Source organism: Acidimicrobiia bacterium, from assembly GCA_040289475.1.
Taxonomy (GTDB): domain Bacteria; phylum Actinomycetota; class Acidimicrobiia; order ATN3; family PSLF01; genus PSLF01.
In genome coordinates, this window is sequence record PSLF01000008.1 from 82,893 (window position 1) to 99,226 (window position 16,334).

The 16,334-nt window shown below is 57.3% G+C and carries 10 protein-coding genes and 3 rRNA genes; 12 read left to right on the forward strand and 1 reads right to left on the reverse strand.

Translation table 11 applies throughout. From position 1 onward, the window contains the following. Position 1 precedes the first annotated feature (1 nt). Genes argB through C4318_05875 form a run of 7 tightly spaced genes read left to right on the forward strand, consistent with a single transcriptional unit; the run spans position 2 to position 6,967 of the window. Entirely contained in the window at positions 2-928 is a 927-nt protein-coding gene (argB, locus tag C4318_05845) for an acetylglutamate kinase (protein ID MER3454668.1), read from the forward strand. After that, positions 915-2,192 (forward strand): aspartate aminotransferase family protein, encoded by a 1,278-nt coding sequence (locus C4318_05850; GenBank protein MER3454669.1) that lies wholly within the window; start codon positions 915-917, stop codon positions 2,190-2,192. Before argB ends, C4318_05850 begins: the two co-directional genes overlap by 14 nt. Then, complete coding sequence (gene argF / locus C4318_05855) at positions 2,189-3,118, forward strand: ornithine carbamoyltransferase (GenBank protein ID MER3454670.1); 930 nt, start codon at positions 2,189-2,191, stop codon at positions 3,116-3,118. Before C4318_05850 ends, argF begins: the two co-directional genes overlap by 4 nt. Positions 3,119-3,124: 6 nt before the next feature. After that, entirely contained in the window at positions 3,125-3,661 is a 537-nt protein-coding gene (locus C4318_05860; GenBank protein MER3454671.1) for an arginine repressor, read from the forward strand. Positions 3,662-3,667: 6 nt separating this feature from the next. Next, a complete protein-coding gene (locus C4318_05865) occupies positions 3,668-4,867 on the forward strand; it encodes an argininosuccinate synthase (GenBank protein ID MER3454672.1) in 1,200 nt (399 codons plus the stop codon). After that, the gene (gene argH, locus C4318_05870) at positions 4,860-6,299 is read left to right on the forward strand and encodes an argininosuccinate lyase (protein MER3454673.1); all 1,440 of its coding nucleotides are present in this window, start codon (positions 4,860-4,862) and stop codon (positions 6,297-6,299) included. The genes C4318_05865 and argH overlap by 8 nt, the downstream gene beginning before the upstream one ends. Then, positions 6,275-6,967: a DNA-3-methyladenine glycosylase gene (locus tag C4318_05875; GenBank protein MER3454674.1), complete on the forward strand. Its 693-nt coding sequence runs from the start codon at positions 6,275-6,277 to the stop codon at positions 6,965-6,967. Before argH ends, C4318_05875 begins: the two co-directional genes overlap by 25 nt. A gap of 61 nt (positions 6,968-7,028) precedes the next feature. Here C4318_05875 and C4318_05880 read toward each other — a convergent pair whose 3' ends face one another. Further along, positions 7,029-9,389, reverse strand: coding sequence for a penicillin-binding protein (locus C4318_05880; GenBank protein ID MER3454675.1), 2,361 nt, complete (start codon positions 9,387-9,389; stop codon positions 7,029-7,031). A gap of 14 nt (positions 9,390-9,403) precedes the next feature. On the opposite strand from C4318_05880, the gene C4318_05885 reads away from it, so the two are divergent. The 5 genes from C4318_05885 to rrf form a co-directional block, all read left to right on the forward strand. Then, the gene (locus tag C4318_05885; protein MER3454676.1) at positions 9,404-10,720 is read left to right on the forward strand and encodes a tyrosine--tRNA ligase; all 1,317 of its coding nucleotides are present in this window, start codon (positions 9,404-9,406) and stop codon (positions 10,718-10,720) included. 52 nt (positions 10,721-10,772) lie between these two features. Continuing rightward, positions 10,773-11,030, forward strand: a complete 258-nt coding sequence (locus C4318_05890; GenBank protein ID MER3454677.1) for a hypothetical protein — start codon at positions 10,773-10,775, stop codon at positions 11,028-11,030. Positions 11,031-11,322: 292 nt separating this feature from the next. After that, positions 11,323-12,855: ribosomal RNA gene (locus C4318_05895) — 16S ribosomal RNA — on the forward strand. A 278-nt stretch (positions 12,856-13,133) separates the two neighbouring features. Continuing rightward, a 23S ribosomal RNA gene (locus C4318_05900) occupies positions 13,134-16,209 on the forward strand. A gap of 62 nt (positions 16,210-16,271) precedes the next feature. Then, positions 16,272-16,334 (forward strand): 5S ribosomal RNA (gene rrf / locus C4318_05905); the annotation flags it as partial.

Consider the following 16,334-nt stretch of genomic DNA (forward strand, 5'->3'; position numbering starts at 1 on the left):
AATGAATCCAGGGAGAGATGTCGCATCCACCCAGTACAAGGCCTCGGTGCTCATCGAGGCCCTCGCATATATCAAGGCTTATTCGAACAAGACAGTCGTGATCAAGTTGGGCGGAGCGGCGATGACGACGCCGAGTCTAGCGGAGGCATTCGCTGAGGACATGGCGCTCATGCGTCTGGTCGGTATTCGTCCCGTGGTAGTACATGGAGGCGGCCGCCAGATCTCGGAAATGATGACCAAGCTAGGGATGCAGCCCCGTTTTGTCGGAGGATTGCGGGTCAGCGACGAACAGACGGTAGAGGTGGCCCGAATGGTTCTACTCGGCCACATAAACAGGCGCATCGTCGGACTTATCAATCGCCACGGCGACTTGGCAATGGGCCTTTCGGGAGAAGATGGAAACCTGTTTGTCACTCGTAGACGACTCGGTCCGGGTGGCGAGGATTTAGGGTTGGTGGGAGAGGTCGAAGAAGTACGCCCCGGTGTCGTCTTGAAACTTTTAGACGATGGCCTCATCCCTGTGATCGCTCCGTTGGGAGTCTCGCCTGATGGAGAGGTCCACAACATCAACGCCGATACGGCTGCTGGAGCCATCGCCATTGCTCTGGGCGCGGAAAAGCTGGTCTATCTAACCGATGTCCGCGGATTGTACGAAGATTTAGGGGACGAAGAATCTTTGCTTTCTGAGGTCAGCTTGGAAGAGCTCGAAAGAATGCTGCAAAAGGGAAAGCTTTCCGAGGGGATGCTTCCCAAGATTTCGTCGTGCTTGACGGCACTAAAGGGTGGGGTGCCTCGGGCTCACATCCTAGATGGCAGGGTAGAGCACGCTGTCCTGCTGGAGGTCTTCACACCGGAGGGAATCGGGACAATGGCCCGTGCTCCGGGATCTCCGACCGAGAAGGAATTTCGATCCCGTGGAAGATTATAGTTCCGGGCTTTCTAAAGCTATAGGCGAGCCAGCAGCTTCAGGGGCTCGCGCGATGGATGTTGCCGAAGCCGCAGCGATCGAGGGTCGCTGCATCATGCCTACTTATTCACGCTTCCCCGTGGTTTTTGTCCGAGGGACGGGATGCAGACTGATCGATTCGGAGGAGCGATCCTACCTTGATTTCGTAGCAGGAATTGCGACAACTAGCCTAGGGCATGCTCATCCGGAGCTTGCAGAGGCGGTCGCTGAGCAAGCTGCTCTGCTGGTTCACACTTCTAACCTTTATTACACGGTTCCCCAACTTCGTCTCGCCGAAGAACTGAGGCGTCTAAACGGGTGGGGAAGGGTGTTCTATGCATCATCGGGAGCAGAAGCGATCGAGTGCGCTATCAAGCTCGTCCGAAAGTACTGGCATTTGCGCGATCCAGCGCGTCGAAAAATTGTTGCTTTCGAAAACTCTTTTCATGGGCGGACGATGGGAGCTTTGTCCATAACGGGCCAGCCCTCCAAGAGGATCCCCTTTGAGCCTTTGGTGGGATCGATTGAGTACGTAGATCCGCGCTCGCCCGAGCACATTTGCGAGGTGATTAAAGATGCGGGCGCTCTTTTTCTAGAGGTAATACAGGGAGAAGGCGGGATTCACCCACTCGGCGTCGACGCGGTTAGAGCGATAAACGAGGCGAGGGAAGTTTCAGGCGCATTGGTGGTTGTCGACGAGGTTCAGACAGGACTTTGCCGGACAGGGAAGTGGTTGGCTTTTCATCACGAGAGGTGGCAAGTGCTTAGACCTGATATCTTCACGCTCGGCAAGGCGCTCGGCAATGGCTTTCCCATCTCCGCATGTGTGGCCCGTGAAGAGGTCGCGTCGGCCTTCGCTCCTGGTGAGCACGGCACGACGCTGGGCGGCGGTCCCGTAGTCTCGGCAGTAGCGTGCAAGGTACTCGAGATCATGCGGCGTTTGTCTCTCGATGATCGGGCGGCGCGATATGGAAAACTTCTCGCGGCTGCAGTAGCGTCGCTGCCGGGTATACGAGAAGTGAGGGGAGAAGGTCTTCTGCTAGGGGCGGACACAGAGGTGCCCGCAAAGTCCGTCGCTGAGGCAGCTTTGCAACGGGGCCTGTTGATCAACGCTGTGGGCGAGTACACCATCAGGCTCTGTCCACCGCTAGTAATCACAGAGGATGATATCGAGGAGGGAGTCGAGAAACTAAAAGATGCCCTCGAGACATCGCTTCAGCCTTGTGACCGGAAGAAACTGTTGTGATATCTCCTATTCCCTCCCTAAGAGGCCGAGACATTCTTGATGTAGACGACCTTGGGCGAGAAGAGCTATTAGCCGTGGTCGACTTGGCACTCCAAGCAAAGTCCGATCCTTCTCGTCTGCAGGGAGGGCTTGAGGGACGATGTATTGCGCTGCTATTCGAGAAGCCTTCCACGCGCACTCGGGTCAGCTTGCAAGCGGGAATTTTCAAATTGGGAGGATCCTCTATCCCTCTCTCCTCTGGAGAGCTTCAGTTGTCCAGAGGGGAAACGCTACAAGACACAGGACGTGTTCTCGACCGCTATGTAGATGCTCTCGCTGCCCGTGTGTTTGCTCACCGTACTTTGGTAAGCCTAGCTTCTTCCATGGTAGCGCCGGTGCTTAACGCTCTTTCTGATGTCGCACACCCTATGCAGGCTTTTGCGGATCTAATGACTCTCAAAGAGGTGGGGGCCAGCTCTGTGGCGTATGTGGGCGACGCCAACAACGTGGCGAGGTCGCTAATGCTGGCTTCGTGTATGGCAGGTTTGGACTCGAGGATTGCCACGCCGCCGGAGCGTTCGCTCGACCCATCTTATGCTCATCGCTGCAGGGAATTAGCCGAATCTTTCGGGGGAAGGTTTTTGATCACACACGATCCGATGCAGGCTGTACGAGGCGCCGAAGCTGTCTATACCGACGTGTGGGTTTCTATGGGCGAGGAAGATGAAGAGCGCTCTCTGGTGGAGATGTTGCGCCCGTACGCTCTAACCAAAGAGCTGCTTTCGCACGCAGCTGATGGAGCGGTAGTAATGCACTGTTTGCCTATGCACAGGGGCGAGGAGATAGCGGCCGAAGTTGCAGACTCGGACCGATCGATAGTTTTCGAACAAGCGGAAAACAGGATGCACGCTCAGAACGCTCTGTTGTGTGCCGTCTTGGGAGAGTGATCGTTAATGCCCAAGAAAAAAAAGACCTCGCGATCTATCACAAGGACGGCCGGACCGCGTTCAAGTCGGAAAGAGCTTCGCCACAAACTGATTGAGGGGTTGCTCTCGGAAGGAGGAGCCAAGACACAGGCAGAACTAGTGGCAGCTTTGGCCAAACGTGGGATGGCAGTGACTCAGGCGACGGTCAGCCGCGATCTGAGGGAGATCGGAGCTCGCAAGGTCAGAAATTCCTCCGGAGAAGGGGCATACGTGCTTGGTCCTGAGGAAGTACGCGACTCTTACTTGCAGCCAGGACGGGATGCACTCATGCGCAAGGCCTTGGCTGGCTCGGTCTCCGCTGTAGTTGCATCCGGTGACATAGTCTTGCTCAAGACACTGCCGGGCCACGCTCCTTATGTTGCATCGCTCGTGGACGGTGCATTTATCAGTCGGGTGCTGGGCACTGTCGCAGGAGACGACACGATCATTGTGGTGTGCGAAGAGGGTTTTGGCAGTTTGGTAAAAGAAGTCCTCGCCGATCTGACCGGCGCTCATGGGAGGTGATAAGACGTGGCTGAAACAGTAGTTTTGGCCTTTTCGGGTGGGCTAGACACTTCGGTCATAGCGCACCGCCTAGCGTACGAGCAAGGCTACGATGTAATCGCCGTTCTGGCCGATGTTGGACAGAAAGAGGACTTGACGCAAGCGGCGAAAAGGGCTGAGGCGGCCTCGGTACACGAGTTGGTGGTCTCCAATCTCCAGGAGGAATTTGCCGAGGATTATCTGGTTCCCGCAGTAGCTGCCAATGCCCTATATGAAAGTCGATATCCCCTGATTTCTTCTTTGTCTCGCCCGTGCATAGCATCCGAGCTCGTTAGAGTTGCCCGTTCTTATGGGGCGACAAAGATTGCCCACGGTTGTACCGGTAAAGGAAACGACCAGCTCCGTTTCGAGGTGTCTATTTCCGCTCTGTACCCCTCCTGCGAGATTTTGGCGCCTGCCCGCGACTTCCCGGTGAGTCGCGAGCAGGCAGTGGCGTACGCTCAAAAACATGGAATCCCGGTGACTGCCACCAAGGAGTCCCCATACTCGGTAGACGAGAACCTGTGGGGCAGGACGGTAGAGTGCGGTCCTTTGGAAGATCCATGGGCTGCGCCCCCAGAGGACGCCTTCTCTATTACAGCGGACCCTGAACATGTTGTGCTAGCTCCTTGTGATGTAGTCGTCGGCTTCGAAGAAGGGCGACCGGTGGCTATCGATGGAAAAAAACGCTCCCTGGTAGAGCTGATAGAGCTCATCGGTGATGTAGGCGGAAGGTACGGTTTTGGGCGGGTAGACATGATCGAGAACAGACGCGTCGGGATAAAGAGCAGGGAGGTTTACGAAGCGCCTGCCGCACTTGCTCTAATCGAGGCTCATCGCGACCTGGAGTCGCTCACACTCGAGAGAGATCTCGCCCACGAAAAAGCCCTTCTAGAGCCAGTGTGGAGCCAGCTCGTCTACGATGGGATGTGGCACTCTCCGCTCCGTCAGTCTCTGCAAGCCTTCTTCAACGAGACACAGAAACGGGTCGAGGGGGAGGTGCGTCTGCGATACAGTGCCGGAAGGTGTCAACCTACAGGTAGAAGATCGCGGTTCGCCTTGTACATAGAGGACCTTGCGACTTACGACGAAAGAGATCGCTTTGACCACGCCGATGCGGCTGGCTACGTGCGAGTTTTCTCGCTTCCAGTGAGGACGTGGGCGGAGAGGTCCATTGTCGATGAGTGAGGTCCCCGAAGCAGAAACAGCGCGTTGGATGGTCTGGGGCGAGCGATTCAGTCTTCCACCAGATCGGACACTCCTCGAGTACTCCTCGTCCATCGCCACGGACAAAAGGCTTTGGAAGTACGACATCGAGTGCTCTAGAGCTCATATTCAAGCTCAGGTGGCCTCCGGAGTACTCTCCGCTAACGACGCCGAAAGACTGAAAAATGGGCTTTCTGCTGTGGAGGCAGAGCTTGCCACGGGCCGATTTCGACTTTCCGAGTCTGACGAAGATATACACGTCGCTATTGAGCGAAGGCTGGGCGAGCTTACGGGGGAGGTGGCAGGGCGTCTTCATGCGGGGCGAAGCCGCAACGATCAAGTAGTGACTGATTTCAGGCTATGGGTCAAGGACGCGTGTAAGGAAGCTGCCTTCGCCATTGTCGAACTAGCGAGAGCTCTTGAGAGCAAAGCAGTTACGGCCGGAGATGCTCTAGTCTGCGAGTACACCCACCTTCAAAGGGCGCAGCCGATACCGCTCGCCCACCATCTTTTAGCTCATGTCTGGCCGCTACTGCGTGACTGCGAGCGCCTCAGGGCAGCTTTCCGAAGCGCGGACACTAGCCCGCTCGGAGCTGCAGCGGGAGCAGGAAGCTCACTGATATCAGATACATCTGTGGCAGCCAGAGAGTTGGGTTTTGGATCCGTTTTTGAAAATAGCGTAGATGCCGTCTCCGACAGAGATTTTGCTGCGGACTTCTTGTACGCGTTGGCCATAGCGCACGTGCATATGAGTCGCCTCGCCGAGGAGCTGGTCATATGGTCATCAGAGGAATTTGGCTTTGTCGAGTTATCAGATTCCTGGGCGACCGGATCGTCTATCATGCCGCAGAAGAAGAACCCCGATGTGGCTGAGCTTGCTAGGGGCCGCACGTCTGCATCGATTGCTTGTCTGTTGCAACTTCTGGTCGTAACAAAAGGGCTCCCTCTTGCCTACAACCGGGATCTCCAAGAAGACAAGGAAGCGGCTTTCAAGTCCTTCGACACAGTGGTTGGAACAGCGAAGGCTCTAGCAGGAGCCGTTTCTAGTGCTCGCTTTGACACAGACCGAATGAGAGATAGCGTAGAGGGTTCGTTTGCTCTGGCTACAGAAATCGTGGAAGAGCTGGTACGTAGAGGGGTTCCTTTCAGAGAGGCGCATCGCCAGATCGCGCGACTCGTACGGCATCTCGTCTCCGAAAGGCGCCGACTGAGCGAAGTTGGCCCCAATGACTTGGAGGTTGCTGGCGTTAGCGTATTGTCGGCGCAAGAGGTGGCTTCACTTCGCCCAGCCGAGGCTGTCTCCAAACGACGGGGAAAAGGAATGGCAGGTTTCGAGCCTCTTAAAGTGCAGTTTGAAGAAGCGGAAAAGCGCCTAGCGGAAATCGAGAAATGGGCCGAGAAGCGAAGAGGCTGAGCGCGATAAAAAGGACCACCAGCCAGAGACGGGCATTTTACAAGAGCCGCCTCCCGAGGTCGTTTTACGCCCGTGGGCACACCTCAGTAGCAATCGATCTTTTGGGAAAGATTTTATGGTGTGACTCCGCTGATGGGTTCGTTGCTGTGAGAATCGTGGAAACCGAGGCGTATGGTGGCGCTGACGATCCGGGCTCGCATGGATTCAAAGGCATGACCCCTCGGAACGGAACAATGTTTGGACCGCCCGGACACGCCTATGTCTACTTCACCTACGGCATGCACTTCTGCTTGAATGTGGTCACCGGGAGAGAAGGCGAGTGCTCGGCCGTACTTCTGCGGGCTGCAGAGCCACTCGAAGGTATCGACATAATTATGAGACGCCGACGGACGGACGACTTCTTCAACCTTGCCTCTGGTCCGGGAAAGCTCGCCCAGGCCCTGGGCATCGACAGAACGTCAGACGGAGCGGACTTGTGTAGCTCGACTCTTGGGATCTCCGACGATGGTTTTACCCCAGAAGCAATCTATCGATCCTATAGGGTCGGGCTTCGGCGGGACGGCGGGCACCAATGGCGGTACTGCATTGACAAAAACCGATTTGTCTCTAGGCCATGGCCATGGCAGCAGACGCAACAGAGCAGGGTCGACTGCAGCAGAGCCCAATAATCCAATCTAGCACCGCTCTTTAGGCTCTCAAGGCTTTAGGCATCTTGGGTTCGGATAGCAACTATCCCCGAGGGGCTGAAGATGGAAGCGGATTTACCCAGTACTCGATAGTCGTACTAGGAGCTGCCTTGGTGTCCGGAGGAGGCTGTTGCTTCCAGACTCGGCCGGCGAAGCGGGCGGCTGCATCCGGGTCGGGATCAGACTCGACGTGGCTTTTTCCTTTGAAGCCAGCGAGCGAGATAGCGTCCCGCGCATCTTGTTCGACGAGCCCGAGCAAATTAGGTACAAGAAGAGGTTTTCCTTCTTGGGTCGAGATCCACAGTTTGACGGTGCCACCTACAGGTACACGCGCCCCAGGCTCCGGATCATGTCGAATCACGCGATCGGGAGGAAACTCGTCGCTATACTCGTATATTTTTTGGACCTTGTAGCCCAGACCCATCAGGTACGCCTCTGCGTCGGAAGCCTCATATCCCATGAGGTTCTCGAGTGGCTCTACTCCAGACAAGGCGGATTCTCCACCGGGTGGAGGAAACTGACTGGCAGGTATGTCGGCCAACGCAACTGCCATGAAGTTACGCCATATCAGGGCCGGCCAGGTTCCGCCAAGAATGGTCTCCCGAGTGTTTGGCGGTTTCATAGGAACTTGTCCGTGAGGAAATCCAACCCACACTGCTGCAACCAGTTCTGGTGTGTAGCCCACGAACCACGCATCGGCTTCGTTCTCTGAGGTACCCGTCTTTCCTGCAGCCGGGCGACCTATTCGAGCGTCAACACCGGTCCCCTGTTTCATTACATCTTGCAGAATGTCGTTGACTCGAGCAGCTAGAGACTGGTCGAGGGCCTGGGTTTGCTTAGGCGTGGTCTCATAAATGACATTTCCATTGGCGTCGGTGATTTTCGACACAGCGTACGGCTCAATGTGCACCCCGTCGTTTGCAAGGCTTTGGTAAGCGGATGCCATCTCAAATGGGGTGACTTCCTCTGATCCCAAACCAACTGCGGGGACCGCTTTGATGGGAGAGACGATGCCCATTTTGTGGGCCGTTTGCACTACTCGCACAGGGCCTACCTCGCGCATGACTTGGGCATAAACCACGTTGACGCTAAAGGTCGTGGCGGTCCGCAGAGTCATGGGTCCATAGGCTCGATCGTCGTAGTTCTTTACTTCCCAAGTAGCACCTCCGCCGATCGGAATGGAGATCCGCGAGCCTCCCTTGTAGACCTTGTCTTCGGGAATGCCGACTGAAAGAGCTGTCGCCAATACGAATGGTTTGAACGCGGATCCGGGTTGCCGCCTGGCCTGAGTTGCCAAATTGAATTTGGCTTGCGGATCCAAAGGATCGAAAAAATCCCTCCCCCCTACCATCGCCCTTACTGCGCCAGTTTTAGCGTCGATGGCTACGAGCGCCGCATAAGGGTCCTCGGGTTTGTAGACAACTTTGGCCACAGCCGCCTCTGCGGCGGCCTGCATCCGCGGATCGAGTGTCGTCTCGATTCGAAGCCCTCCGCCATAGAGCAGTTGCGCCCTAGCGCCGGGTGTATCCCCAAAGCGAGGGTCAGTCAGTATCCACTGCCTTACGTAGTCGACAAAGTACGGCGCTAGAAACCGCTCGGATTCCTGAATCGGAAGGGTTTGTATCGGCTGTTCTTTTGCTGCGCTTATTTGGTCCAATGGATAAAGACGGTGTCGGGCCATGATGTCTAGGACAAAGTCCCGCCGGCGCTTCGCAGAATCCGGCGAGAGTGCAGGATCGTAGTCTCCAGGAGACTTGATCAGTCCTGCCAGAAGCGCTGAATCTGCAAGGCTAAGCTGCGAAGCGCTCTTTCCGAAGTAAGTCTTCGCAGCTGCCTCGATGCCGTATGCGCCTCTACCGAAATACACAGTGTTCAAGTACCGCTCGAGTATCTCTTGCTTAGAGAGGCTTTTTTCTAGGTGGTAGGCAAGGGAAGCCTCTCGCAACTTTCTCGAAAGCGTTTTCTCGGACCCAATGAGAGCATTTTTCACGTATTGCTGAGTGATCGTAGAGCCCCCCTCCGCCGCCTCCCCTCTGAGTAAATCCCGAATAAGAGCTCTTACGATCGACTTGTAATCCACCCCGGAGTGATCGAAAAAGGATGCGTCCTCGACAGCCACTACGGCTTGCACGGCGGGCTCGGCTACCTCGGTTATGGGAACGACCTGACGATTCTCGACAGCATGGAGCTGAGCGATGATGGATCCATCGGCTGCGGTGACAGAGCTGGTTTGGGCTGGCGGTCGTATGGCGGAGACAAGCGCTGGCGTGTCCCAGCGGGCGCAGCCTATTGTTGCTGCCACAATGGCTGCACACGCCAGCCAGATTGGAGCTCTGCTGATGGCTCTAAAGAACGGATTCTTTGATGGATCTTTAGATACTGAGGTGCTCCATGTAGCTAGCATTGCGTATGTGATCGATCTATCTGCTTTTTACTCGACTGGAGGATGCCCCGGTTTTGAGCGATAAAGAGCGACCTCTTATCCAAGCCACATCCGATTTGGACATCGAACGTCAGAATCGAGAACTGACTGCCTACGCTACCCATGTGATTCCCGAGGGAGGCCTGCAAACCAAGCTTGCAGAGTCGGCTGCCGACAGGCGGCCGCTCCGGGTCAAGCTCGGCGTGGATCCCACTGCTCAACATGTACACCTCGGGTGGGCGGTCGTTTTGCGAAGACTCCGACTCTTTCAGGATTTTGGCCACGTTGCGGTTCTCATCGTAGGGGACTTCACCGCACGAGTAGGGGATCCAAGCGGCAGATCCAAAACTAGACCGAGGCTGGACAAAGAACAGGTCAAAGCCTACGCGAGTGCATGTCTGGACAAGATAACCAGCATTCTGAGCCGAGAGCGCCTAGAGATTCGATACAACTCTGAGTGGTTGGACAACTTTGATTCGGAGCGGTTCTTGTGGTTGGCTTCCCAGTCGACTGTCGCCCGGATGCTCGAACGCGACGACTTTGCCGAGCGCTTCAAGGCGGGAAATCCCATAAGCATCGTAGAGTTTCTCTATCCGCTGCTGCAGGCATATGACTCCGTTGCGGTAGAGGCCGACATCGAGCTGGGGGGCAACGATCAGGTTTTCAACCTCATAGCCGGTCGGGATCTTCAACGGGCGGTGGGCCAGCAACCACAGGTGTGCTTGACTCTTCCATTGCTACGGGGAACCGACGGCAAGATGAAAATGAGCCAAAGCTACGGTAACTACATTGCCATCGATACTCCTCCCGCCGAGATGTTCGGAAAACTGATGTCAATTTCGGACGATTTACTTCCCGAGTACATCCGTTTGGCAGCTGGCTTTGATTTGGACACAGCCGAACGCTTGATTGCGGATCTTCAGTCAGGACGAGAAAGTCCGCGCGATGCTAAGCGGGCGATGGCCCGCTCAGTGGTGGGGCTGTACCATGGTCCGCAAGCCGCAACAGCTGCCGAGGAGCAGTTCGATCGAGTTTTTGTCGAAGGGGGTTTTCCAGACGAAATCCCCGAAGTAAGGCTGGATCCGGCGCAAGGGCGGGACGGCCGAATCTGGGCGGCCCGCCTTATAGCGGCGCTAGGCTTGGTTTCTTCAAACTCAGAAGGCAAACGCATGATAGAGCAGTCAGCAGTGAGGATCGGCGGAGAGCTGATAACCGACCCAACTGCCGAAATAGAAATCGCAGCACTGGACGGCCAGGTGGTCTCAGTGGGTAAGAGACGTGTCGTAAAAGTGTCGGTCTCAGAGCGCCCGTAGCGAGCTGCCTGGTCTAGGCGAGCGGCCTGCGCACAGTAGGATATGACCTGGAATGCGGAGCACTTTTATCGCGTTGACTGGACAGTGGGGCCGGGATATTCTGATGATCCTGAGTAGGCGCGCTGACTCCTTCCAGAAAGCCGCCGGGACGCCGGCGGAGTCTTTAGAAGCTCGCTCTCCGCGAGCAGGAGTGCACGAGAAATTCGCTAACGCGCTAGGCCCTTGGATTAGACTCGGGCGCTGTTTGCTCCTTGAAAACTGGATAGTGCGCCAAAAGTCGGTAAATCATCGCTCCCGAGAGGTCCGTTGAGAAAGGGAAAGAGTGGTTTCAGCTCTAAGTCCTTTTGTGACCTATCGGGAAGGCGGATGACAAATCCGGACGATTGGGGCGACAGCAGGCTAAGACCATATTCGACCGGATACGGTTGAATGGTCGCGCTGTGGGTCCGATTGTCCAGGACTCTCATTGAAAACTCTCCCTGGCTCAGCCGTTGCTCTCGAAACGATTGCTTTCCGCCAGATTGCCAACTAGGCGAATCTTCGGAGGCAATCGGTATTAGATGGAGCTACTAAGGCATAAGTCGGGGAGGCCAGTTTTTCGATGGAGAGTTTGATCCTGGCTCAGGACGAACGCTGGCGGCGTGCCTAATACATGCAAGTCGAGCGGGGTCCATCCCCGGGCAACCGGGGAGAAGACCTAGCGGCGAACGGGTGAGTAACACGTGAGCAACCTACCCCGAACACCGGGATAACTCTGGGAAACCGGGGCTAATACCGGATACCCACCAGAGGACGCATGTTCTTTGGTGGAAAGGTCCGCCGGTTCGGGATGGGCTCGCGGCCTATCAGCTTGTTGGTGGGGTAACGGCCTACCAAGGCGACGACGGGTAGCCGGCCTTAGAGGGTGTCCGGCCACACTGGGACTGAGACACGGCCCAGACTCCTACGGGAGGCAGCAGTAGGGAATCTTGCGCAATGGGCGAAAGCCTGACGCAGCGACGCCGCGTGGGGGACGAAGGCCTTCGGGTTGTAAACCCCTTTCAGCGGGGAAGAAGCGAAAGTGACGGTACCCGCAGAAGAAGCCCCGGCCAACTACGTGCCAGCAGCCGCGGTAATACGTAGGGGGCGAGCGTTGTCCGGATTCACTGGGCGTAAAGAGCTCGTAGGCGGCTACGGAAGTCGGCTGTGAAAGCCCGGGGCTCAACCCCGGGAGGCCAGTCGATACTCCGTGGCTAGAGGACGGCAGAGGGAGATGGAATTCCCGGTGTAGCGGTGAAATGCGCAGATATCGGGAGGAACACCAGTGGCGAAGGCGGTCTCCTGGGCCGTTCCTGACGCTGAGGAGCGAAAGCTGGGGGAGCGAACAGGATTAGATACCCTGGTAGTCCCAGCCGTAAACGATGGGCACTAGGCGTGGGTGGTTGTCTACACCTTCCGTGCCGAAGCTAACGCGTTAAGTGCCCCGCCTGGGGAGTACGGCCGCAAGGCTAAAACTCAAAGGAATTGACGGGGGCCCGCACAAGCGGTGGAGCATGTGGCTTAATTCGATGCAACGCGAAGAACCTTACCAGGGCTTGACATGCAGGGAAAACCCCTGGAAACAGGGGCTGCTTCGGCGCCCTGCACAGGTGCTGCATGGCTGTCGTCAGCTCGTGTCGTGAGATGTTGGGTTAAGTCCCGCAACGAGCGCAACCCCTGCCCTGTGTTGCCAACGGGTAGTGCCGGGGACTCACAGGGGACTGCCGAGGTCAACTCGGAGGAAGGAGGGGACGACGTCAAGTCATCATGGCCCTTAAGCCCTGGGCTGCACACATGCTACAATGGCCGGTACAAAGGGCTGCGAACCCGCGAGGGGGAGCGAATCCCACAAAACCGGTCTCAGTTCGGATCGGAGTCTGCAACTCGACTCCGTGAAGCCGGAATCGCTAGTAATCGCGGATCAGCAATGCCGCGGTGAATACGTTCCCGGGCCTTGTACACACCGCCCGTCACGTCACGAAAGTCGGGAGCGCCCGAAGCCGGTGGCCCAACCCGCAAGGGAGGGAGCCGTCGAAGGCGAGCCTGGCGATTGGGACGAAGTCGTAACAAGGTAGCCGTACCGGAAGGTGCGGCTGGATCACCTCCTTTCTAAGGAGCCTTTTGAGCCGTCTATCTGCCTGTAGGGACAAGTACGGTCCGATCGGCAGCAGATAGCACTCTTGGGCTCGATTTAGTAGACAGCCGACTACTCGCTTCACAACCCATGAGCTGGAACTCGCGCAGTGTCTCTGTGCTGGAGATGCCGGCCCGTGGGGTGGGGGCGGACGCACTATCCAGTTTTGAGGGAGCAAGCTTCCCGAGGGCAGTAGTTGTGCGTGCCAGAAGGAAGAAACTTGCTCGGTCGCTTTGATCCTTGAGAATTGCATAGCGAGCACGAGCATCTCTATTACCAAGCTACTAAGGGCCAACGGTGGATGCCTTGGCGGCGAGAGGCGACGAAGGACGTGGCAGGCTGCGATAAGCCGCGGGGAGCTGCGAGCAAGCTGTGATCCGCGGATCTCCGAATGGGGAAACCCGGCACCCGTAATGGGGTGTCACCCACGCCTGAACACATAGGGCGTGAGGGGCTAACCGGGGGAAGTGAAACATCTCATTACCCCGAGGAAAGGAAAGCAACAGCGACTCCCTGAGTAGCGGCGAGCGAAAAGGGACCAGCCCAAACCCGGCCGGTGTCAAAGCCCGACGGCGTTGCCGGTCGGGGGTTGTGGGGCCTGCCAGATCGGGCGTCGGACCGATCAGGGAGTTACAAAACCGGCGAATAGCGGAAGACTTCTGGAAAGCTGCGCCAGAGAGGGTGACAGCCCCGTACGCGAAATTCGTCCGGTCTCCCGGCAGTGTCCCCAAGTAACACGGGGCACGTGGAATCCCGTGTGAATCTGGGAGGACCACCTCCTAAGGCTAAGTACTACTCGCCGACCGATAGCGGACAAGTACCGTGAGGGAAAGGTGAAAAGAACCCCGGGAGGGGAGTGAAATAGAACCTGAAACCGTTGGCCTACAAACCGTCAGAGGGTAGCTGCTGGGTAGTACCGGCGGCCCTGATGGCGTGCCTTTTGAAGAATGAGCCGGTGAGTTAGCGACACGTGGCGAGGTTAAGCCGAGAGGTGGAGCCGCAGCGAAAGCGAGTCCGAACAGGGCGTCTAGTCGCGTGTCCTAGACCCGAAGCCGGGTGATCTACCCATGGGCAGGTTGAAGCGAGGGTAAGACCTCGTGGAGGACCGAACCCACCAGGGTTGAAAACCTGGGGGATGACCTGTGGGTAGGGGTGAAAGGCCAAACAAACCCGGTGATAGCTGGTTCTCCCCGAAATAGCTTTAGGGCTAGCGTCGGGTGTTCAGTTGCGGTGGTAGAGCACTGGATGGGCAAGGGGGCCCACAAGCCTACCGACCCCAACCAAACTCCGAATGCCGTAACTCCACAGCCCGGCAGTCAGTCCGTGGGGGATAAGCTCCTCGGACGAGAGGGAAACAGCCCAGACCGCCGGCTAAGGTCCCTAAATCCGTGCTAAGTGGGAAAGGATGTGGGACTGCCCAGACAGCCAGGAGGTTGGCTTAGAAGCAGCCATCCTTGAAAGAGTGCGTAATAGCTCACTGGTCGAGTGGTCCTGCGCCGACAATTTAGCGGGGCTCAAGTCCAGAGCCGAAGCTGCGGGCCTCTGCGCAAGCAGGGGCGGTAGCGGAGCGTCGATCTCGCAGTAAAGCGACGGTGTGAACCGTCGTGGAGCGTGGTCGAGTGCGAATGCCGGCATGAGTAGCGAGAGAGGGGTGAGAAACCCCTCCGCCGAAAGCCCAAGGGTTCCTGGGGAAGGCTAATCCGCCCAGGGTGAGTCGGGAGCTAAGGCGAGGCCGAGAGGCGTAGTCGATGCACAACCGGTTGATATTCCGGTACCACCGTGTCCGCGCCCAACCCGATCCGGGGAACTAAGGGGCTGCCTTCGGGCGAACCGACCAGCCCCGGTAAGGGTAGCGATGGGGGGACGCAGAAGGGTAGGTGAACCCGGGCGTTGGTTGTCCCGGGGTAAGCGTGTAGGGGGAGGACCAGGCAAATCCGGGCCTCATACAACCCTGAGACGCGATGCCGAGCCGATTCAGGCGAAGTCACCGATCCCATGCTGCCGAGAAAAGCCTCTAGCGAGCTGACACGGTGCCCGTACCCCAAACCGACGCAGGTGGGCAGGTAGAGAATACCGAGGCGATCGGGAGAACGGTGGTTAAGGAACTCGGCAAATTGCCTCCGTAACTTCGGGAGAAGGAGGGCCCCACTAGGGTGAAGGACCTCGCGTCCGGAGCTCGAAGGGGTCGCAGATACCAGGGGGAAGCGACTGTTTACTAAAAACACAGCAGCGTGCGAAGTCGTAAGACGATGTATACGCTGTGACGCCTGCCCGGTGCCGGAAGGTTAAGGGGAAGGGTCAGCCCGCAAGGGCGAAGCTCTGAACCTAAGCCCCGGTAAACGGCGGCCGTAACTATAACGGTCCTAAGGTAGCGAAATTCCTTGTCGGGTAAGTTCCGACCTGCACGAATGGCGTAACGACTTCCCCACTGTCTCAACCACCGACCCGGCGAAATTGAAGTACGAGTAAAGATGCTCGTTAGCTGCACCAGGACGGAAAGACCCCGTGGACCTTTACTACAGCTTGATGTTGGGTCTTGGTACGGCTTGTGTAGGATAGGTGGGAGCCTGGGAAGCTCCAGCGCCAGCTGGAGTGGAGGCAACGTTGAAATACCACCCTGGCCGTGCTGGGACTCTAACCCGGACCCGTCATCCGGGTCGGGGACAGCGTCTGGTGGGTAGTTTGACTGGGGCGGTCGCCTCCTAAAGCGTAACGGAGGCGCCCAAAGGTTCCCTCAGGCTGGTTGGCAATCAGCCGTCGAGTGCAATGGCAAAAGGGAGCTTGACTGCGAGACTGACAAGTCGAGCAGGTGCGAAAGCAGGGCATAGTGACCCGGCGGTGGCGTGTGGAAGCGCCGTCGATCAACGGATAAAAGGTACCCCGGGGATAACAGGCTCATCTTCCCCAAGAGTCCATATCGACGGGAAGGTTTGGCACCTCGATGTCGGCTCATCGCATCCTGGGGCTGTAGCAGGTCCCAAGGGTTGGGCTGTTCGCCCATTAAAGCGGTACGCGAGCTGGGTTTAGAACGTCGTGAGACAGTTCGGTCCCTATCTGGTGCAGCCGCAGGAGACCTGAGGAAGGCTGTCCCTAGTACGAGAGGACCGGGACGGACGCAGCTCTCGTGTGCCAGTTGTCCTGCCAAGGGCACGGCTGGTTAGCGACCTGCGGAAGGGATAAGCGCTGAAAGCATCTAAGCGCGAAGCCCGTTCCAAGATGAGGTCTCCCACAGGGTCAACCTGGTAAGGCCCGTGGCTAGACGACCACGTTGATAGGCCGGAGGTGTACGCACCGTGAGGTGTTCAGCCGACCGGTACTAATCGGCCGAGGGCTTGGGGACATCGGCGCTCGTGCTCGCTCTGAACGGCTCGAGGAACCGCGGGGGTTTGACAGAAGATTTCCGGTGGCCATAGCGGCGGGGAAACACCCGTTCCCATTCCGAACACGGAAGTTAAGCCCGCC

Coding starts and splice junctions, on each gene's coding strand:
- argB (MER3454668.1), top strand. CDS start 2: ATGAATCCAGGGAGAGATGTCGCATCCACCCAGTACAAGGCCTCGGTG.
- C4318_05860 (MER3454671.1), top strand. CDS start 3,125: ATGCCCAAGAAAAAAAAGACCTCGCGATCTATCACAAGGACGGCCGGA.
- argH (MER3454673.1), top strand. CDS start 4,860: ATGAGTGAGGTCCCCGAAGCAGAAACAGCGCGTTGGATGGTCTGGGGC.
- C4318_05875 (MER3454674.1), top strand. CDS start 6,275: ATGGGCCGAGAAGCGAAGAGGCTGAGCGCGATAAAAAGGACCACCAGC.
- C4318_05880 (MER3454675.1), bottom strand. CDS start 9,389: ATGCTAGCTACATGGAGCACCTCAGTATCTAAAGATCCATCAAAGAAT.
- C4318_05890 (MER3454677.1), top strand. CDS start 10,773: ATGCGGAGCACTTTTATCGCGTTGACTGGACAGTGGGGCCGGGATATT.